Origin of the sequence: Kitasatospora sp. HPM-01-4 (assembly GCF_051374625.1) — a bacterium.
Lineage (GTDB): Bacteria > Actinomycetota > Actinomycetes > Streptomycetales > Streptomycetaceae > Kitasatospora.
Window position 1 is genome coordinate 1,895,373 of sequence record NZ_JBPQGP010000005.1, and the last position, 19,091, is coordinate 1,914,463.

General features: G+C 74.6%; 18 protein-coding genes. 11 read left to right on the forward strand and 7 right to left on the reverse strand.

Translation table 11 applies throughout. The features are described 5' to 3' along the window. Positions 1–11: 11 nt before the first annotated feature. The 3 genes from ACSMTC_RS08220 (at position 12) to ACSMTC_RS08230 (ending at position 2,801) form a co-directional block, all read left to right on the forward strand. Positions 12–827 carry an ABC transporter permease gene (locus ACSMTC_RS08220; RefSeq protein ID WP_436558987.1) on the forward strand — a complete coding sequence of 272 codons (816 nt, stop codon included), beginning with the start codon at positions 12–14 and terminating at the stop codon, positions 825–827. 108 nt (positions 828–935) lie between these two features. Further along, complete coding sequence (locus ACSMTC_RS08225) at positions 936–1,850, forward strand: DUF2797 domain-containing protein (RefSeq protein ID WP_436558988.1); 915 nt, start codon at positions 936–938, stop codon at positions 1,848–1,850. Positions 1,851–2,003: 153 nt separating this feature from the next. After that, on the forward strand, positions 2,004–2,801 hold the full coding sequence (locus tag ACSMTC_RS08230) for a DUF4389 domain-containing protein (protein ID WP_436558989.1): 798 nt from the start codon (positions 2,004–2,006) through the stop codon (positions 2,799–2,801). Between the two features lie 33 nt (positions 2,802–2,834). Here the strand turns inward: ACSMTC_RS08230 and ACSMTC_RS08235 are convergent, their stop codons facing one another. Next, positions 2,835–3,818: an adenosine deaminase gene (locus tag ACSMTC_RS08235; RefSeq protein ID WP_436558990.1), complete on the reverse strand. Its 984-nt coding sequence runs from the start codon at positions 3,816–3,818 to the stop codon at positions 2,835–2,837. Between the two features lie 114 nt (positions 3,819–3,932). Here ACSMTC_RS08235 and ACSMTC_RS08240 point away from each other — a divergent pair, with 114 nt between their 5' ends. From ACSMTC_RS08240 to ACSMTC_RS08265, 6 genes are all read left to right on the forward strand, one after another. Next, a complete protein-coding gene (locus ACSMTC_RS08240; protein WP_436558991.1) occupies positions 3,933–4,541 on the forward strand; it encodes a DsbA family protein in 609 nt (202 codons plus the stop codon). A gap of 180 nt (positions 4,542–4,721) precedes the next feature. Continuing rightward, complete coding sequence (locus tag ACSMTC_RS08245) at positions 4,722–5,528, forward strand: MBL fold metallo-hydrolase (protein ID WP_436558992.1); 807 nt, start codon at positions 4,722–4,724, stop codon at positions 5,526–5,528. A gap of 220 nt (positions 5,529–5,748) precedes the next feature. Next, on the forward strand, positions 5,749–6,237 hold the full coding sequence (locus ACSMTC_RS08250; protein ID WP_436558993.1) for a MarR family winged helix-turn-helix transcriptional regulator: 489 nt from the start codon (positions 5,749–5,751) through the stop codon (positions 6,235–6,237). A 136-nt stretch (positions 6,238–6,373) separates the two neighbouring features. Next, entirely contained in the window at positions 6,374–7,033 is a 660-nt protein-coding gene (locus ACSMTC_RS08255; RefSeq protein ID WP_436558994.1) for a hypothetical protein, read from the forward strand. 99 nt (positions 7,034–7,132) lie between these two features. Beyond that, positions 7,133–7,927 (forward strand): DsbA family protein, encoded by a 795-nt coding sequence (locus tag ACSMTC_RS08260; RefSeq protein WP_436558995.1) that lies wholly within the window; start codon positions 7,133–7,135, stop codon positions 7,925–7,927. Between the two features lie 4 nt (positions 7,928–7,931). Beyond that, on the forward strand, positions 7,932–8,537 hold the full coding sequence (locus ACSMTC_RS08265) for a vitamin K epoxide reductase family protein (protein ID WP_436558996.1): 606 nt from the start codon (positions 7,932–7,934) through the stop codon (positions 8,535–8,537). Positions 8,538–8,610: 73 nt separating this feature from the next. On the opposite strand, the gene ACSMTC_RS08270 is transcribed toward ACSMTC_RS08265, so the two are convergent. The 6 genes from ACSMTC_RS08270 to ACSMTC_RS08295 all read right to left on the reverse strand — a co-directional run bounded on the left by ACSMTC_RS08270 (position 8,611) and on the right by ACSMTC_RS08295 (position 17,147). Then, positions 8,611–11,973 carry an SAV_2336 N-terminal domain-related protein gene (locus ACSMTC_RS08270; RefSeq protein ID WP_436558997.1) on the reverse strand — a complete coding sequence of 1,121 codons (3,363 nt, stop codon included), beginning with the start codon at positions 11,971–11,973 and terminating at the stop codon, positions 8,611–8,613. Between the two features lie 11 nt (positions 11,974–11,984). Further along, positions 11,985–13,043 (reverse strand): AAA family ATPase, encoded by a 1,059-nt coding sequence (locus ACSMTC_RS08275; protein WP_436558998.1) that lies wholly within the window; start codon positions 13,041–13,043, stop codon positions 11,985–11,987. 16 nt (positions 13,044–13,059) lie between these two features. Continuing rightward, on the reverse strand, positions 13,060–15,375 hold the full coding sequence (locus tag ACSMTC_RS08280; RefSeq protein WP_436558999.1) for a VMAP-C domain-containing protein: 2,316 nt from the start codon (positions 15,373–15,375) through the stop codon (positions 13,060–13,062). A gap of 8 nt (positions 15,376–15,383) precedes the next feature. Beyond that, positions 15,384–15,884, reverse strand: coding sequence for a CU044_2847 family protein (locus ACSMTC_RS08285; protein WP_436559000.1), 501 nt, complete (start codon positions 15,882–15,884; stop codon positions 15,384–15,386). A 124-nt stretch (positions 15,885–16,008) separates the two neighbouring features. Beyond that, positions 16,009–16,905, reverse strand: coding sequence for a non-homologous end-joining DNA ligase (ligD, locus tag ACSMTC_RS08290; protein WP_436559001.1), 897 nt, complete (start codon positions 16,903–16,905; stop codon positions 16,009–16,011). Positions 16,906–16,910: 5 nt separating this feature from the next. Then, positions 16,911–17,147, reverse strand: coding sequence for a hypothetical protein (locus ACSMTC_RS08295; protein ID WP_436559002.1), 237 nt, complete (start codon positions 17,145–17,147; stop codon positions 16,911–16,913). Between the two features lie 215 nt (positions 17,148–17,362). Between ACSMTC_RS08295 and ACSMTC_RS08300 the strand changes: the two genes are divergently transcribed. After that, positions 17,363–17,644, forward strand: coding sequence for a DUF6158 family protein (locus ACSMTC_RS08300; RefSeq protein ID WP_436559003.1), 282 nt, complete (start codon positions 17,363–17,365; stop codon positions 17,642–17,644). A gap of 4 nt (positions 17,645–17,648) precedes the next feature. Beyond that, positions 17,649–19,046: an NADP-dependent succinic semialdehyde dehydrogenase gene (locus ACSMTC_RS08305; protein ID WP_436559004.1), complete on the forward strand. Its 1,398-nt coding sequence runs from the start codon at positions 17,649–17,651 to the stop codon at positions 19,044–19,046. Positions 19,047–19,091: the final 45 nt, after the last annotated feature.

Here is a 19,091-nt window from a genome sequence, read left to right on the forward strand (position 1 = left end):
GTGGTCCCACCGTGCACCTGTCCAGAACCGCCCGGATCGCGGTACGCGTGATCGCGTTCGCCGGGTTCGGGGTGATCTACCTGCCGCTGCTGCTGGTGCTGGTCGACTCCGTCAACGCGGACCGCACCTTCGGCTGGCCGCCCACCGGTCTCACCCTGCGCTGGTGGGCCGACGCCTGGTCCGACTCCGGTGCGCGGCAGGCGCTGTGGACCTCGGTCGGAGCCGGGCTCGGCGCCACCGCGATCGCACTGGTGCTGGGCACCCTGGCGGCGTTCGCCGTGCACCGGCACCGGTTCTTCGGCCGGGAGGCGGTGTCCTTCCTGGTGGTGCTGCCGATCGCACTGCCGGGCATCGTCACCGGCATCGCGCTCAACACGGCCTTCCGGACGGTACTCGGGCCGCTCGGGATCGGCCTCGGGATGGTGACGGTGGTGATCGGGCACGCCACCTTCTGCATCGTGGTGGTCTTCAACAACGTGGTCGCCAGGCTGCGGCGCGGCCAGGCCTCGCTGGAGGAGGCCTCGATGGACCTGGGCGCCGACACCTTCCAGACCTTCCGGCTGGTCACCTTCCCGCTGGTGCGCAGCGCCCTGGTGGCGGGCGGGCTGCTGGCCTTCGCGCTCTCCTTCGACGAGATCGTGGTGACCACCTTCACCGCCGGCCCCGGAGTGCAGACCCTGCCGATCTGGATCTTCTCCAACCTGGCCCGCCCCAACCAGGCGCCCGTGGTCAACGTGGTCGCCGCCGTCCTGATGCTGCTCTCCGTCGTCCCGGTCTACCTGGCCGGGCGGCTCACCTCCGACTCCCCCTCCGCCGGGCGCCTGTGAGAACCCGCGTGCCGCCGGCCCGCCTCGGCCGCCCGGGGCGCGGGGTCCGTGCGGGAGGCCCCGGAGCCCGGTGCCGGGGCGACGGCAGGGCCGGGTAGCGTTGGCGGGGTGAGGGAGACGGCGGGGTGGACCGCGAGCGGGCTGCACTGGCACGACGGCCGCGCCTACCTGAGTGCGCGCAACGGCGAGCGCGAGCACGAGCGCCCGGTCACCCCTGGCGACCGGATCGGCTGGCTGCTCACCGGCCCCCGCCGCTGCACGGGCGTCCGGCTCCCCGGCGAACCGCAGCGCCGCCCCTGCCCGCACAACGCGCTCATCGACCCTGACGGCGCCGCCGTCCAGTGCCCGACCTGCCAGCGGGCGGACCTGGGCCTCGCCCTCGCCCGCGACCAGATCCTGGACGACGGCCGCACCTACCGCCTCTACCTCGCCTGGCTCGGCACCGGGCTGCTCAAGGTCGGCCTGACCGCCGAGGAGCGCGGCACCAACCGCCTGCTGGAGCAGGGCGCGCTCGCCTTCACCTTCCTGGCGCGCGGACCGCTGCCCGGCATCCGCCGCGCCGAACTCACGCTCTCCGGCGCCGGGTTGGCCCGTGAGCGGTACCGCAGCCGGACGAAGACCGAGGGCTGGTGGCGGCTGCCCGGCCCCCGGCGGCGCCACGACGACCTGGCCGCCTCGCGCGGTGAGGCGCTGCGCCTGCTGGCCGGCCACCAGCGCATCGAGTGCTTCCCGGGCGGCGGGATCACCGACCACGTCGAGCTGTTCGGCCTCGCGGACGGCGCACCCGCCGAGTACCGCGAGGTCGCCGGGGTGTCGGACGGCGCGGTGCTCTCCGGCACCCTGCGCCGCCCGATCGGCCGCCACCTCTTCCTCGACCAGCCCGACGGCGTGCCGCTGCTGCTGGACACCCGCCGACTGGCCGGCTGGGCGCTGTCCGCCACCGACCTCCCGGCGGGCCCGGGCCTGGACCTCCGCCCGCGCCGCCGCCCCGAGGCGCCGGGCACCCAGGACACCCTGTTCTGAGCGGCCCCGGTCCAGGGTCCACCGGCCCAGGGCCCAGGCGCTCCCGCCCCGGGAGGCCTCCGGGCCCGGCCGCGCACCGTACGGATGCTGTCGGCCGACGCTGCCGACATCATGGAGTCAGCGCCGGAGAACACGGTTCCGAGGAGGACTGCCGTGACCAGCACCGGATGGACCCTCCCTGGCAACGCCCCCGTGGAATGGCTGCCCGCCCTCGACATCCCCGAGCCCGGTCGGCAGCGCAGGCTGACCGTGCTGCTGCGACTGCTGCTGCTGATCCCGCAGTACATCGTGGTCTTCCTGCTGGCGATCGCGGCCCTGGTCATGGTCGTGCTCGGCTGGTTCGCCGCCCTGGCCCTCGGCAGACTGCCGGGGCCGGTGCACCGGTTCCTGGCCGGGTACCTGGGCTACTCCACCAGGGTGGACGCCAGCACCATGCTGCTGGTCGACCGGTACCCGCCGTTCACCCTCGACGCTCCCCCCGACTACCCGGTCCAGCTGGGACTGCGGGCCGGGCCGCTCAACCGCCTGGCCGTGTTCTTCCGGCTGCTGCTGGTCATCCCGGCGGCCGTCGTGGCGAGCCTGGTCACCTCCGGCTGGTACATCCTGGCGTTCTTCTTCTGGCTGCTGGTGCTGGTCCTCGGGCGCATGCCGCGCCCGCTGTTCGAGGCGACCGCCGCGACCCTGCGCTTCGGGATGCGGCTGCGCGCCTACCTCCTGCTGCTCACCTCCGCCTATCCCAAGCGGCTGTTCGGCGACCAGCCTCCCGTTCACGCCCCGCAGGGAGCGCACTCCGCCACGCGGCCCCTGCTGCTGGGCGGCCCGGCCAAGTTCCTGGTCACCCTGTTCCTGGTGCTCGGGCTGACCGGGGAGATCGCCTCCTCCTTCGGCAGCCAGCGCAGGGAGGAGCACACCGAGTTCCACGGGGCCGCCGCCGTCGTACGGCTGCGGTGAGGCCGTGCGGCCGCCGTGGCCCCCGTGCCGTGATCAGAACCGGTACGCGTCCACCTCGGCGAGGTAGCGGGCGCGGGTCGGCTCGTCCAGGAAGGACGCCTCGAAGGAGTTCCGGGCCAGCGTGCGGACCTGCTCCTCGGTGAGCCCGAGGACGGCGGCGGTCTCGGTGAGGTTGTGGTCGACGTAACCGCCGAAGTAGGCGGGGTCGTCCGAGTTGACGGTGGCGACCAGCCCGGCGTCCAGCATCCGCCGCAGCGGGTGGTCGGCGAGGCTGTCGATGCAGCGCAGCCGCACGTTGGAGAACGGGCAGAGGGTGAGCGGGATCCGCTCCCGGACCAGGCGCTCGACCAGCTCCGGGTCCTCCATCGCGCGCAGCCCGTGGTCGATCCGCTCCACCTTCAGCAGGTCCAGCGCCTCCCGGACGTAGGAGGCGGGGCCCTCCTCGCCCGCGTGGGCGACGGCGCGCAGACCCAGCTCGCGGGCCCGCTCGTAGACCTCGGTGAACTTGGACGGCGGGTTGCCGACCTCGGCGGAGTCCAGACCGACGGCGGTGATCCTGTCCAGGTGGGGTCGCGCCGACTCCAGGGTGGCCAGCGCGGCGGAGGCCGGCTGGTCGCGCAGGAAGCACATGATCAGCCGGGTGGTGATGCCGTACCGTTCCTCGGCGCGCTCCAGCGCGGCGGCGAGCCCGGTGACGACGGTGTCGATCGCCACGCCCCGGGCGGTGTGCGCCTGCGGATCGAAGAAGATCTCGGCGTGCCGCACCCCCTGGGCCCGGGCGCGGGCCAGGTACGCGTCGGCCAGGTCGGTGAAGTCCTGAGCGGTGTGCAGCACGTCCATCAGCCGGTAGTACAGGTCGAGGAAGGACTGCAGGTCGTCGAAGCGGTAGGCGGCGCGCAGCCCGTCCACGTCCGCGAAGGGCAGGTCGACGCCGTTGCGCTCGGCCAGGGCGAAGGCCAGCTCCGGCTCCAGGGTGCCTTCGATGTGCAGGTGCAGCTCAGCTTTGGGTATCGGCATCGGGCAATCCTACGGAGCCCCGTCCTCCGGAAATACCTGACTAGTCAGTTACTGTTACGTCAGACGATTCGGTTCGAAATCGCCCGCACCCCTTCCGACAAGGCAGGTACCCCCATGCAGCTCGTCTACGTCCTCGACGCCTACTGCGGCTGGTCCTACGGCTTCGCCCGCACCATGGCCGCCGTCGCCGACCGCCACCCCGAGCTCCCGGTCGAGGTGGTCTCCGGCGGCCTGTTCACCGGGTCCCGCCGGGTGCCGATCCGCGAGTTCGGCTACGTCCAGGGCGCGAACGCCCGGATAGCCGAGCTGACCGGCGTCGAGTTCGGCCCGGCGTACGAGCGGCTGATAGCCGACGGCTCGTTCGTGATGGACTCCGAGGACGCCGCGCGCGGCTTCGCCGCCCTGCGCTCGGCCGCACCCGCCCGGGCCGTCGAGCTGGCCGCCGACCTCCAGGAAGCCTTCTACCGGGACGGCCTGAGCCTCTCCGACCCGGCCACCTACCGGAAGGTCGCCGCGGCCGCCGGCCTGGACGCCGAGGCGGTCGTCCGCCACTTCGAGTCCCCCGCAGCCGGGGCCGACGCCGCCGCCGACTTCCGCCGCTCCGGCCGGCTCGGCGTCGAGGCCTTCCCCACCCTGCTCGCCGTGGACGGCCGCCAGGCCACCGTGCTGGCCGTCGGCCACGCCACGGCCGACGAGGTCGACCGCCGCCTCGCGGCACTGTGACCCGGGCGACCACCCGGGGCACTGGGACCTCGTCCGCCGCCGGAAGCGCCGGCACGACGTACGGGAGCCGCGCGGGCGGACCGCCGGGGACGCGCGGCCCCCGGCACGCCCCTCGGCCCCCGCGGGCGGTCCCCCGGTGCGCGCGCCACCCGTGATCACCACCACCCCAGGAGATTCCCGATGAGCACCCTCGACTTCAAGGTCGTCGACCTGGACTTCCCGGTCGGCAGCAGGAACAAGACCGCCACCCTGGTCACCGGCGAGCGCGAGGCGCTGCTGGTCGACACCGGCTTCACCCGGGCCGACGGCCACCGGCTGGTGGCCGAGGTACTGGACTCGGGCAAGGAGCTGACCACGGTCTTCGTCAGTCACGGCGACCCCGACTACTACTGGGGTGCCGAGGTCCTCGCCGACGCCTTCCCCGCCGCCCGGCTGGTCGCCACCGCGCCGGTGATCAGCCACATCCTCGCCGGGTTCGAAGGGAAGCTGAAGGCCTGGGAGGTTCTGGGCGCCAACCGGCCGACCCGGCTGGTCGAGCTGGAGCCGCTGGCCGGCGACCTCTTCCTGGAAGGCCACCGCTTCCGGCTGATGGGCGGGGCCCCGGCGCTGCCCGACCGCCACTACCTCTGGCAGGCGGAGCACCGTGCGGTGCTCGGCGGCGTCCTGGTCTTCCAGCAGGAGCACGTCTGGACGGCCGACACACCCCGGGTGGAGCAGCGCACCGCCTGGATCGAGCAGCTGAACGAGATGGAGGAGCTGGATCCGCGCCTGGTCGTCCCCGGCCACCGGCTGCCCGGCGCGGCCGCCGACCCCAGTGCCATCGCCTGGACCCGCGACTACCTGCTGGCCTTCGAGACGATGCTCCCGGCGGCGGCCGACGGCGCCACCCTCACCCAGGAGCTGGTCGAGCGCTACCCGGGCGCGGGCATGGTGATCGCGGCCGAGATCGGCCCCAGGGTCGCCAAGGGCGAGCTGGCGTGGGACTGACGACGGACCCGGCCGCCACCCCGCTCACCGCCACGGCTCCCGCCGTCACGGCCCGCTCCGAGCTGTTCGCGGACACCGCGAAGGTGAGCGCCGCGATCCGGCCGTGAGGGCTCGGACACCCTTCCGCCCGGCCGGTGACCGGTTCAGGATTGGACGGCCGACACGGCCGGCCGGGACGATTGGGCCGGGCATCAGTTCGATCGACCAGGGAGGGCTCGCGGTGGCGGAGCAGCAGATCAGCAGCGGGGCGCAGGCCGCCGCCGACCCCCGGATCAGGGCGGTCGGGGTCCTGCTGAGCGCCTCCGCCCTGCTGGAGCACCAGCTCGGCACCGCGATCCAGCGCGAGGCCGGGATCAGCCACTCGATGTTCGAGGTCCTGCTGATCCTGGCCGAACGGCCCGGGGGCGCCCCGATGAGCGAGCTCTCCGGCCGGCTCGTCGTCACCAGCGGCGGTGCGACCCGTCTGGTCGACCGGATGGTCAAGGCCGAACTGGTGGAGCGCCGGCCGTCCCCGGACGACCGCAGGGTCCAGCTGGTCTCGCTGACCGAGCAGGGCGAGGCCGCGCTGGTGCGAGCCGCCCGCGCCCACGTCGGCGAGGCCGACCGGCAGCTGTACGCGGCGCTGCCGCCCGAGGAGCTCACCGCGATGATCGACGCCCTCGACCGGGTCGGGCGGCATGCCCGCGCGCTGCTCCCACCGCTGCGCTAGCCCCGGGGCCCGCCGGGCCGCGTACCCGGCCCGGCACGGCGGCGGAACGTCCTCCGGGCGAGCGGGTGGGCCGAACGTCCCGGGCTGCCGAAGCCTTATTCCGTACCGACACCCGTCCGTGGCAGACTCGGGGGTCATGCACACCACCGGCCAGGCATCGCGGACGATCCGGGCAGCGGTCTTCGCCGCCCTGGTCGTGCTGCTGGCTGCGCTCAGCCAGGTGGTGCTGAGCGGCCGGCCGCTGCCGGTCACCGTCCTCGGCGGTGGTGCGCTGGCGACCTTCCTGGTCGCGTTCGTCTGTTCCGGCGCCGAGCGCGGCTTCGGCCGGACCCTGGCCCTCTTCCTCCCGGCCGAGCTGGCGGTCAACGCCCTGTTCGACCTCGGCCAGGCCACCTGCCCGGGCGGCGAGGCCGCCCTGCACGCCAGCCGCAGCAGCCTCGAGGAGCTGATCTGCGGCGGCGGCTCGGTCGGCGGTTTCCTCACCGACCCGGCCGCCACGGTGACCTCGGTGGGCGGGCTGTCCGTACTGCTCGGGCACGTCCTGCTCGCGGTCCTCGCCTCCTGGTGGCTGTGGCAGAGCGAGCGGGCGCTGCGCGGTCAGGCCACGGTGGCCCGGGCGCTGCGCGAACTGCTCGCCGGTACCTGGCGGGTGCTGCGGCTGCAGGCCCCGCTCCGGTCCCGGCCGGTGCTGCGGCTGCTGATCCCGCGCGCCAGCCGCGAGCGGATCCCGGCCGAGCCCGTACTGCTCCGCCCCGCCGTCCGCCGGGGGCCGCCGGCCTTCGCGCCGGCCTGCTGAGCACCGTCCCGTACCTCACGCAGGCCCCGCCGCACCCGGCACCGAGCCGGGTCGCGCCCAGCCGTGTCCGGACCGCGTGAGACAGGAACCCGCAGCATCATGAGCAACCAGCAGAAGAAGGCGAACAAGTCCGCCACCGAGCGCCTGCGGGAGCAGCGCGTAGCCGAGCAGAAGGCCGAGAAGACGCGCCGCCGGATCGTGATCGGCGTGTCCGCCGCCGTCGTGGTGGCGCTGGCGGCCGGCGTGGCGGTCGCGGTGAGCGGCGGCAGCGGCGGTGACCACGCGGCCTCGGGCCCGGTGGTGGCCCCCGCCAACACCTCCGGCCCCGACGGCACCGTGATCACCTACGGCAAGGCCGACGCCAAGCACACCCTCAAGATCTACGAGGACTTCCGCTGCCCGATCTGCGAGCGGCTGGAGACCACCAACGGCAAGACCATCCAGCAGCTCGCGGACAACGGCACCTACAAGATCGAGTACCACCTGGCCACCTTCCTGGACGCCAACCTCGGCGGGAAGGGCTCGCACAACGCGCTGGCCGCGGCCGGGGCCGCGCTGAACGAGGGCACGGACAAGTTCAAGCAGTTCCACGACGTGCTCTACGCGAACCAGCCGAACGAGCAGACCGACGGCTTCGGCGACGTCAACCACCTGCTCGACCTGGCCGGGAAGGTCCCCGGTCTGAAGACGGACGCCTTCGTCAAGGCCGTCAAGGACGGCACCTACGCCCCCTGGGCCGCCAAGGTCTCCCAGGCGTTCAACGACAGCGGTGTCAACGGCACGCCGACGCTGATGCTGGACGGCAAGACGCTGAACGTCTTCGACAACGGCGGCAACCCGATCAGCTCCGCGCAGTTCCAGACCCTGGTCCAGCAGACCGTATCGGCGGGCTGAGCCGATGCCGCGTACCGAGATCGTCCCCGCCGGCCGCAGACTGGCCTGGCTGCTGGTGGTCACCGGCGCGATCGGGCTGGCCGCCTCGATCGAGCTGACCCTGGACAAGATCCGGATCTTCCAGGACCCGTCCTACGTCCCCAGCTGCAACATCAACCCGATCATCAGCTGCGGCTCGGTGATGCGCAGCGCCCAGGCGGCGGTCTTCGGCTTCCCCAACTCGCTGATCGGCCTGGCGGCCTTCGGCGTGGTGATCACCATCGGCGTCGGGATCCTGGCCGGGGCGACCTACCAGCGGTGGTTCTGGCTCGGCCTGCAGGCGGGCACGGTCTTCGGGGTCGGCTTCGTCACCTGGCTGATGACCCAGACCCTGTACTCCATCGGCGCGCTCTGCCCGTACTGCATCGTGGTCTGGACGGCCACGATCGCGATGTTCTGGTACACCACCCTGCACAACCTGCGCAGCGGTGTGATCCCGGTGCCGCGCGGCCTGAAGCCGGTGGTCCGGGAGGCGGCCCGCTACCACTGGGCGGTGCCGGTGCTCTGGTACGCGGTGATCGCGCTGCTGATCCTGAACAGGTTCTGGTACTACTGGCGGACCCTGATCTGACGGTCCTCCGTCCGCCGAGAGCGCCGTGGCCCGGGTTCCTCCCCGGGCCACGGCGCTTTCTGCCGGCGTGGGTTCAGCCGGTGCCGACCAGGTCGGCCAGCCGGTCGAAGGCGGACCGGGTGGCCGCGGAGAGGACCAGCGGGCCGCGGGGGCCGGCCGCCCGCACGCCCTCGTCGTAGGGGATCGTGACGATCTCCCGGAAAGCGTCGGCCACGAAGCGCGGCCAGCCCTCCTCGCGCCGGGCGAAGGCGGGTGAGGTGTGCACCGCCGCCAGCACGCTGGACCGGGCGAGCTCCTGGTAACCCGCCTCGTGGAGCTGGTACAGCAGGGCGGTCGCGTTCCCCAGGCCCCGGTCCGCGCTGTCCACGAACACCAGTTGGTCGGCGGCGTCCAGGACCTGGCGGGTATGGAGGTCGAGCGGGCGCGCCAGGCAGGTGGTGATCGTCGTGCCGTAGTACCGCCGCAGCACCCCCAGGACCTTCCGGTACTGCTCCCCGGTCAGCCCGAGGTAGTTGCCGCCCCCGCCGAGGATGTGCACCCCGTCCGGGCCGGGGCTCAGGTACTCCCGCAGCGCCGCCCACTCGGGCCCGGCCTCCGCTTCGGCCAGCCGGCGCAGCCCGTCGGGCACCATCCGCTGTCCGAACGCGCTCAGCGCGTCGGCGCCCCGGCCGGAGTCCAGTGCCACGACCGGTCGGCCGGTGGAACCGGCGAGCGCCCCGCCGAGCAGGACCGCGGTGGTGGCGAGTCCGCTCCCCTCGGTCGCCGCCAGCACGGCGATCCGGTGGAACCGCGCGGGGGGCGGCGGCGCTTCGAGGCCGATGCCGGACTCCCGGGCCCGGCCGGGCTGCGCCGCCCGGACTCCGGTCCCGCCGTCGGGGGCGGTCGAGGGCCTGGGCCCGGCCGACCGGTGGCCGTTCAGCAGGGCGCGCCCGCGCTGGGGCATCCAGGGGGTCAGGCCGTTCTCCTCGGAGCCGGGCAGCAGGTGGGCCCGGAAGTCCGAGACCAGCCAGTCGAGACCGGGCCTCGCGTTCGCGTCCTCGCGCAGGCAGTGCGCGACCAGGGTGAGCCACCTGCGCTCCTCCGCCGTCGGCCTGCCCGCCGCCTCGCCCCAGAAGATCCGGTAGTCGTCCAGCCGACCGGTCGGCCGGCTGTTCTCCCGTCCGGTCGCGCAGTAGTAGAGCACCTGCCCCAGGGCGTACACCAGCCTGCTCGCCACGCCCTGGGGCCGGGTGCGGAACACGGCGCTCCAGGACCGCTCGTCACTGAGCAGGCGGGAGACGGCCGCCTCCCCCCGCCAGTCCAGGATCACCGGTGCGTCCCCGGTGATGACGATGCCGTCGACGTCGAGGCGGACCGGGGCGATCCCGTTGTCCAGCACCCGCCGCAGTGCGAGGGCCAGATGGAAGGCCAGGTGGTGCAGCAGCAGCGGAGGCGAGCCCATCAGCGGCCCGCAGACCCGGACGAACTCGCGCAGGGTCGGCGCGGGCCGCCCGGCCGGGGTGAGCGGGACGGTGGTGGCCAGCCAGGCCTCGGATTCGTCCGGTCCGACCGCGATCACCTTCGGGGCGTAGCGGGTGCCGACGCTGCGCAGGTTCCGGGCCTCGGCCCGGATCAGCCGGATGCGGTGGCTCTGCCGGTCCGGGGGGATCCTGAGGCGCACCACCTCCCCCTCGCCGTCGGTGCCCAGGTACGCCCGGTCCTCGGCGGCCCACCGTCCCAGCACCCGGTACGGGCCCGCGGCGCGCGGATCCCCCGGCTGGGGCGGCAGCAGCCGGCCCGTCGCCGCCAGGGCGGCGGCGAGCGGCGGGAGTCCGTCCGTGTGCCCGGCCGGCCCCGCCCCCGCCGGCCCCTCGTCCGCGGGCCCCTCCTCCGCCGGGGCGCGGACGCCGAGGCGGTGCAGCAGGGTCCGGCCGGCCCAGGCGAACGGGGTGTCCGCCGCGCCCGCCCGCGCACCGTCCCCGGTGTCGAGCCAGCTCGGGAAGTCCGCCGAGCGGCCGACCAGGTCGTCGAGCAGCCTGCCCACCTGCCGGCTGACGTCGAGCAGTTCGGCGGTCGGCACCGAGTCCAGCAGTACGTCCTTGACCGGTCCGGGGAAGTCGAACGCCCGGTGGACGGCGGGTCGCCCGGCGGCGGGAGCGGTGGGGCGCAGCAGGCCGCCGAGGACCACCTCGGCGAGCGGGACGGCGTCGGTGGTGCCGAGCAGGGTGGCCTGGACCAGTCGCATCACCGGCACGGTGACCGGTGCGCGGGCGGCGAGGTGGGCGGCGAGGCGGTGTGCTTCGGGGGAGGCCGCACGCTGGAAGCGGTCGAGGCGGAGCCGGAAGGCGGTGTCCGGGTCCGGCCGGCGGGTGGCCCTCCGGTCGGCGCGGGCCGCCGTGAAGCGCGGTTCCCAGAGCGGCAGCCGGGCCTCGCCGCCGGTCGCGGTGAGGAACCGGGAGAAGTCCGTCAGGCACGCCGGGGTGAGGTCCAGCACCGGGACCGGCAGGCCGCTCCCGGCCCCCGGGGCGGTCCGCCAGTCCGCGTTGCGCGCGCCCGGGTACGGAACCTGGACCACGGCCTGCCCGGCGGCCAGGCCGGTCCCCGGCCACATCCGGCGCGGGAGGGCGTGCAGCACCGCGGTCGGTCCCGAACTTCCCCACCGCCGCAGCACGGTGTGCATCCGGCCGTCCCGCCAGGCCGCCCCCGCGCCGTCGCTGAAGAGCAGGAAGAGGGTCTCACCGGTGGGGTCCGCGAGCAGTGCGGGGTCGAGCTCGCCCTTCGGCTCGGCTCCGTACGGGCTGCGCACCAGGCGGGTCCCGCCCTGCCCACGGGTTCGCAGCCCGTGGACCCGTACGTCCCGGAAGGCGCCGCTGCGTTCCAGCAGCAGCCGCAGATCGGTCACCGTCCGCTGCCAGAGCAGCATCGAGATGCCGTCGTCCACCACCAGGTCGCAGCGCAGCCAGCGTTCCCGTACCGGGCGGAGGGCCACGTCCAGTACTCCGCCGTCGGCGGTGAGGGCCACCGTGGCCGCCTCGTCGATCTCCGTACGGCGCTGGCTTGGCCGGTACCGCTTGAGTGGGCGCAGGGCCCGGCCGAGCGGCAACTGGCCTGGCAGGCCCTGGAGTTCGGGGACCCGTACCGCCTGCCGCCGGGTAGTGGCGGCAGGCTGCCCCACCGCCGGCCGGTCGGTGGCGTAGAGCGGGCGGGCCCGGGGCGCGGGGACGGCGGGAACGGCGGGGACGGCCGGGACAGCGTCCGGCCGCGGGTCGGGGAGGGCGGGCGCGGTGGCGGGTGGTGCCGGCCGCGTCCGCTCCGGCCGGGGTTGCGCCGCACCGGCCAGTGGGGCCTGCCGGTCCGTCGGCAGCCGGCCGGCCAGCCAGAGGGCGTCGAGCAGTTCCTCCGGGGCGAGTTCGACACCCGCGCTCGCCAGCACGTCCAGCACCGGTCCGAGTTCCACCGCCGCCCCGCTCAGACCGCTCCGCCGAGCCTGCGCAGCACGGCGTCGAGCAGCTCGTCGGCGTCCAGGCCGACGCCACCCTTGCGCAGGAAGACGGCGTTGAGCAGCTGGTCGGTGGCCAACTCCCCTTCGGCGCGCCGGTCCAGGAAGCCGCGCAGTACGTCCTCGGCACCGTCGAGCGCCTCGGGGCCGAGGTGGGCGGCGACGATGCTGCGCAGCCGGGCCTCGTCCGGGTCGGGCAGGTCGAGGCGCAGGCAGCGGCGCAGGAAGGCGGGCGGGAAGTCGCGTTCGCCGTTGCTGGTGATCACCACGATCGGGAACTCGGTGCACCGGATCCGCCCGCGGACCACCCGGGTGCGGTGGCCGCCGCCGTCGGCGGTGAGCACGTCCGCCTCGGCCTCCGCCTCGGGCAGCCGGGCGAGTTCGGGGATCTCGAAGGCACCGTCCTCGAAGGCGGTGAGCAGGTCGTTCGGGAGGTCCACGTCGCCCTTGTCGAGTTCGTCCACCAGCAGGACGCGGGGGCGCTCGGCCGGGACCAGCGCGGTGCCGAGCGGCCCGAGGCGGACGAAGCTGCCGATGTCCGGCTCGGCGCGGCCGCGTTCCTGCGCGGGGGTGCCCTCGCGCAGCAGGGTGCCCTCGCGGAGCAGGGTGCCCTCGCGGAGCAGGGTGCCCTCGCGGAGCAGGGTGCTCTCGCGCAGCCGGCCGATGGCGTCGTAGCGGTAGAGGGCGTCCTGGAGGGTGGAGCGGCTGTTCACCGGCCAGTGCAGCACCTCGCCGAGGCTGAGTTCGTGCGCGATGGCATGGGCCAGGGAGGACTTGCCGGTGCCCGGGTGGCCGGTGACCAGCAGCGGACGGCGCAGGTGGAGTGCGGCGTTGACGATGTCGGTCTCGGCCCGGTCGATCAGGTAGCGGCGGACGGGCGCGCCGTCGGGGGTGCGGCCGAAGCTGCGCCAGGGCGGGGCCGGGGGCATGACGGGTGTCCTGGCCCGGTTGTCGCCGCGGAACAGCCACCAGTCGGGCGGCGGGCCGGCGGGGGTGTCCGGGGTGTCGGCCGGGTGGTACTGGCTCATCGTTCGCCGTCCCTCGTCATTCGCTGTCCTCCGCGAGGTAGTCGTCGTACAGGTCGTCCGGGTCGCCGAGTTCGAGCACGGGCGGTGGCGGCCGGCTCGGGTCCTCCCAGGCGAGCACGGGCCGCAGCGGGTGGGAGCGGTCGGCGAAGACCTCGGCCCGGTAGCGGCGGACCCGTTCGGGCAGGCCGGGGGCGGGGCCGTCCGGTGCGAGCGGTTCGAACTCCTCGGCCGCCTGCGCGGCCTGGGCCTTCCGGTCCCAGAGCACCACGGGGACGCCGAGCCGCAGGCAGTCGGCGGCGAAGGCGGTGCGGCGGGCCCGGTCGAAGGTGCGCAGGACCACCCTGGCCGCCTGCTGCTCGCGCTGCACCGCACCGGTGACGTGCCGCCGCTCCTGGCAGCGCTCGTCCAGGTGCAGCACGTCCGCCGTCTCCAGGTACTGCCAGCGGCGGCGCAGGCGCTTGGCGCGCTCCTTGGCCTGGACCGGGGGGAGTTCCCCGGCCAGCCGGACCACCATCCGGTAGGCGATGCCGAGGGGTTCGGCGTCGGCGTACCGGTCCTGCGGGTCGGCGCTGTCCCAGCCCTCGACCGGCAGGCCGAGCTCGGGTTCGTCGAGGAAGATCTCCACCAGCGGGTCCTCGGCGGCCGGTTCGGCGGGCAGGTCGTCGTCCCAGGTGGCCAGGACGGTCCGGATGAATCTGGCGACCTCGTTCGGGGCCAGCGGCCCGGGCGCGGAGGCGGGGACGGGGCGCAGTACCCGGTCCCCGTTGTCGGCCCAGGCGGTGCAGCGGAAGCTGCCGTCCCCGCCCTGGCCGGAGTACTCGTAGCGGGTGAGGCTCACGGCTATCCGGGGGCCCGCCGTGGCGGCGTCCGCGGGGGCCGAGGGGTGCAGGGCCCAGAGGGCGGCGGCGGCCCGGTACTCGTCCAGCACGTCGGGGCTGATGCCCAGCCGGGCGGCCACCCGTCCGCTCCAGGAGCGCAGCTCGGCGCCGCGCTGGGGCTCCTGGACCCGGTCGGCCCAGGCGGCGCGGTACTCGACCGCGCGCAGCAGCGGTGGCACGCGGAGTACTCCCGGCTGGTCCACCGAGTAGCCTCCGGTGTGGCGCTCCAGCTGCGCGATCAGTCCGTCCACCGCCCGCCGGCCGGTGTCCTCCCGGTGGGGCACGGCTTCGCCGCCGGTCGCCGGTCCGGCCGCGGGGAGCAGGAGTTCGGGCGGTATCCGGATCTCGGGGGCCGCCCGGCCGACCGCCCTGGCGAGTGCGGCCGGGTCGGTGTCCGCGAGGATGGCGCGCAGCCAGCCGTGCTCTCCCGGTGAGAGCAGGGCGGCCAGGCCGGTCGACCGTCCGGCGGCCAGGAACTCCGCCGCGCCCGGGTGCCGGGCCCCGAGGTGCTCCACCAGGGCCGCCAGGCCGCGCGGTTCGGTGGCGAGCAGGTACGCGAGGGCGTCCGCGTCGGGCCGCCAGCCCGCGGGGACATGCCGCCCGCACTCCCGGGCGACGAACCGCGCGGAGTGGTCCACGCCGTCCGCGCCGGACAGGAACTGGCGTACCAGCATGGCGAGTCGGCGTTGCAGCGGACCGTCCACCGGGTGCTCGCCGGCTCCGCCGAGGCCGCCGGGCCCGGCGGGCGGGAGCAGCGCTGCCACCGCCTCGGGACCCAGGGAGCGGTTCAGCTCCTCCGTGATGCGCTGCCAGGAGATGGCGAAGCTCCGGTCGTGGAATCCGCGCCCCACCGTGCCTTCGGCGGAGCGGAGTTGGCCGACCACCAGCCCGACCACCGCCTCGTCGTCCGGCGACCAGAGCGGCCCGCCGCTGTAGCCGGGGCCGATGACCGGCCCGCCGCCCGCCTCGACGTCCAGGTAGTAGACGTCCGGGCCGGCGTACTGGACCCGGGTGTCCACGTATGACATCGCGAGCCCGCTGCCGTACCAGGCGCGGACCTTCTGCCGCCTGGACATCCGGCCCCAGCGCTGCGGCCTGACCCCGGCGGGCGGGGCCGTGGCCAGCCGGAGCACCGCCAGGTCGCCCTGCCAGCCGACGGCTCCCTCGGGCACCCGCCCGCCCTCGGCCGTGCGCGGCGGTATCCAGGAGGCGAGTTCACCCTCGACGGTCCCGCCGCGGAAGGAGACCCGCAGTGTCACCGGTCCCGGATGGCCGGGGTCGAAGCCCTTCCGGCGCAGTGCCATGTTGACCACGTGGGCGCAGGTGAGCACCGACTGCTCCGCCAGGAGCACCGCCCCGCCGGACACCTCTCCGGTGCACGCGTCGAGTACCGAGGCGTAGGAGTCGAGCAGCGCCTGCTCGGCCGCGTACGCCTCATGTCCGGACCAGACCATGCCCCCGGCTACCGCGCGGAGGGCACGGTCGGCGGGGTGTCCGGACCGAGCGACGCGGCGCCGGTCGGGTCGGCACCACCGGCGGCGGGCTGCGGCGGAAGCTGCCAGGTCGCCGAGACCTTCAGGCTGGACTCCCCGCTGCCGCCCACCACGGCCAGCTTGAGGTCGGTGCCGAACCGCACGCCGAACTCGACCGACACCGTGTCCGGACGGTCCGGCACCCCGGCCACGGTGTCGTGCACCTCCTGCAGCAGCGGGACCAGCGGGCGAAGGGCCGCCCGCAGCGAGCCGTGCGCGAGCCTGGTCACCCGCCCGGCCCGCCGCTCGCCGTCCTCCTGTGACTCATCCTCGGCGCCCCGCCCCACCGCGCGGCCGCCCGCCATGCCGGGCGGCAGGCTCCCGTACGGGGCCGGCTCCGACTCGGGCTCCGCCGCCTTCTCCGCGGCGGGAAAGGCGTGCAGCATGACTGACGTGCCGTCAGTGAAGGCGAACTCGAGGAACGATGACATGGCCTCGATTCTGCCCACTTCCGGCGATCTCCGCAGGCGGATCGGCAAGATCACGATTCGGCGACGCGGGGAACCGGCCCGGCCCTCGCCCCAACCGGCCGCGCGGACCGCCGAACTCACCCGGTCAGCGCGGAAGTTCACCCGCCCTGGCCGGATCCGTGAGGCCCGACATCGGGTCACGGGGGCGGGCGAGCACCTGGTCCGGGGTGAGCCAGAGGTCCTCGGGGCTGCGGCAGTTGCGGACGGCGGTCCAGGTGAGCGGGGCGGACACGGCGGGCCGGGGTCCGGCGCGCAGCGAGTACGGGGCCACCGTGGTCTTGGAGCTGCTGTTCTGCGACCAGTCGACGAAGACCCGGCCGGTGCGCAGCGACCTGTCCATCCGGTCCACCACCAGGTCGGGCCGGTGGGCGCGCAGCGCGGCGGCGAGCCGTCGGGCGTAGTCGACCGCGGTCCGCTCCGGCACCGGGCGCAGCGGTACCACCAGGTGGAGCCCCTTGGCGCCGGAGGTCTTGGGCCAGGCGGTGAGGCCGTCGGCGGCGAGTTCGCGGCGGGCGAGCAGGGCGATGGCGCAGCAGTCCACGATGGTGGTACCGGGACCGGGGTCGAGGTCGATGATCAGCCGGTCGTGTTCGGCCGGGCTCTGCCGCCACTGCGGGACGTGGATCTCCAGTGCGCCGAGGTTGACCGCCCACAGCAGGGTGGGCAGGTCGGCCACGACGACGTGCCGCAGGGTCTCCTCGCGGTGTTCGACGTCGAGGGTGGCGAGCCAGTCCGGGGCGCCGGGCGGCACCCGTTTGGCCCAGAACCGCTCGCCGGTGACGCCTTCGGGCAGCCGCAGGAAGGAGGCGGGCCGACCGGCGAGGTGGGGCAGCAGCAGGTCGGCGGCCTTCAGGTAGTACTGCAGAGCGGCCGCCTTGGTCCAGCCGGTCTCCGGGTAGTAGACGCGGTCGAGGTGGGTCAGCTTCAGCCGCCGCCCCTCGATCTCGGTGACGGTGGCGCTGGGGTCCGGGAGGGCGGGCACCGGGTTCACCACCGGGGCCCGGGGGTGCGGCGGGCGGCGGCCTCGGCGATCACCCGGGCCGTGGTCGGAGCGATGGCCTTGAGAGCGGCGGCCCGAGCAGCCAGAGTGGAGACATCGGGCTCGGCCGCGAGCCGGGCCGAGGCGGCCTCGGCGGCGTGCCCGAAGGCCCGCGCCCGAGAGGTCGAGGACTGCTCGCGCTCCAGCAGAAAGGCGATCCGCTCAAGCGCCTGAACGGGATCCATGTGCCGGGCCTGCCCGGTGGGGCAGCCGGGGAAACCGGTTCTCCGCGGCTCACCCGGGGCTTCGGGCTTCGGGCTTCGGAAGCATCCGTTCGGCGACCCGTCGGGGACTCCGTCCGGGGGATCCTTCCGGCGAGCCGCCACGGCTACCGGTACGGCGTCCGGTCAGGGGGCGTCCGGGGGGTCAAGCTCGTCCGGGGGGCCAAGGAGGAACGGCCATGCATGATCCCCACACTCCGCAGCACCGGTCCGAGGGCATCCCTCCACTGGACCTGGAGACGGACGTCCTGCTGCGCGAGCTCTCCCAGCTGCACCGCACCCGCCACGAGACCTTCCTGTACGGCTCCGAGGAGGCGCTGCAGCGCCACACCCTGCGCACCGGCCAGCTGGAGGCCGAGTACCTGCGGCGGTTCCCGCTCCGCCAGGTGATCGCCGGGCGGACCAGGACCGGCGCGCGGGCCCGGGACGCCGCCGCCCGCGCCGAGGCACACCCGGAGTGAGGCCATGCCCATCGCAACCGTGAACCCCGCGACCGGCGAGACGCTGGAGACCTTCGAAGCGCTGAGCCCACACGAGCTGGAACTGCGCCTGGCCAGGGCCTACGCCGCCTTCCGGGAGTACCGGACCACCGCCTTCGAGTTCCGCTCCCAGCTGCTGCGCCGGGCCGCCCAGGTGCTGGACGCCGACCGGGACCGGCTGGCCCGCACCATGACCACCGAGATGGGCAAGCCGCTGCCCCAGGCCGCCGCCGAGACCGCCAAGTGCGCGCGGGCCCTGCGCTGGTACGCCGACCACGGCGCGGCCCTGATCGCGGACGAGCGGCCCGCCGAGGAGGACGTCGCCGACTCCGGTGCGACGGCCGCGTACGTCCGCTACCGCCCGCTCGGGGTGGTGCTGGCCGTCATGCCGTGGAACTTCCCGCTCTGGCAGGTGGTGCGCTTCGCGGCACCCGCGCTGATGGCGGGCAATGTGGGCCTGCTCAAGCACGCCTCCAACGTGCCGCGGACCGCGCTGGCCCTGGAGGAGGTGTTCCGCCGGGCCGGGGCGCCCGAGGGCTGCTTCCAGGCCCTGCTGATCGGCTCGGGCGCGGTCGCCTCCGTGATCCGGGACCGCCGGGTGGCGGCCGTGACCCTCACCGGCAGCGAGCCGGCCGGCCGCTCGGTCGCGGCCGTGGCGGGCGACGAGCTGAAGAAGACCGTACTGGAGCTGGGCGGCAGCGACCCGTTCGTGGTGCTGCCCAGCGCGGACCTGGACGCCGCCGTCCGGACCGCCGTCCGGGCCCGTGTCCAGAACAACGGGCAGTCCTGCATCGCGGCGAAGCGGTTCATCGTGCACTCGGACGTCTACCCCCGGTTCACCGGCGAGTTCGCCAAGGCGATGGGCGCACTGCGGATGGGCGACCCGATGGAGCCGGACACCGACATCGGCCCGCTCGCCACCCGGCAGGGGCGGGACGAGCTGTCCGCCCTGGTCTCCGACGCGCTCGCACTCGGCGCCGTCGCCGAGTGCGGCGGCGACCGGCCCGAGGAGCCCCTCGGCCGGGGCTGGTACTACCCGCCGACCGTGCTCACCGGGATCACCTCCGCGATGCGGATCCACCGCGAGGAGGCCTTCGGACCGGTCGCCACCGTGTACCGGGTGGACAGCCTGGAGGAGGCGGTGGCGCTGGCCAACGACACCCCGTTCGGCCTGAGTTCCAACGTGTGGACCACCGACCCGGCCGAGCAGGAGCGGTGCGTACGCGACATCGAGGCGGGCGGCGTCTTCTTCAACGGCATGACCGCCTCGCACCCCGCCCTGCCCTTCGGCGGGGTCAAGCGCTCCGGCTACGGCCGGGAGCTGGCCGGCCACGGCATCCGGGAGTTCTGCAACGCCACCACGGTCTGGCTGGGTCCCGTCTGACCGGCTGAGCCGGGCACGGGAATGGCCCTCGTGCCCGGCGGACAG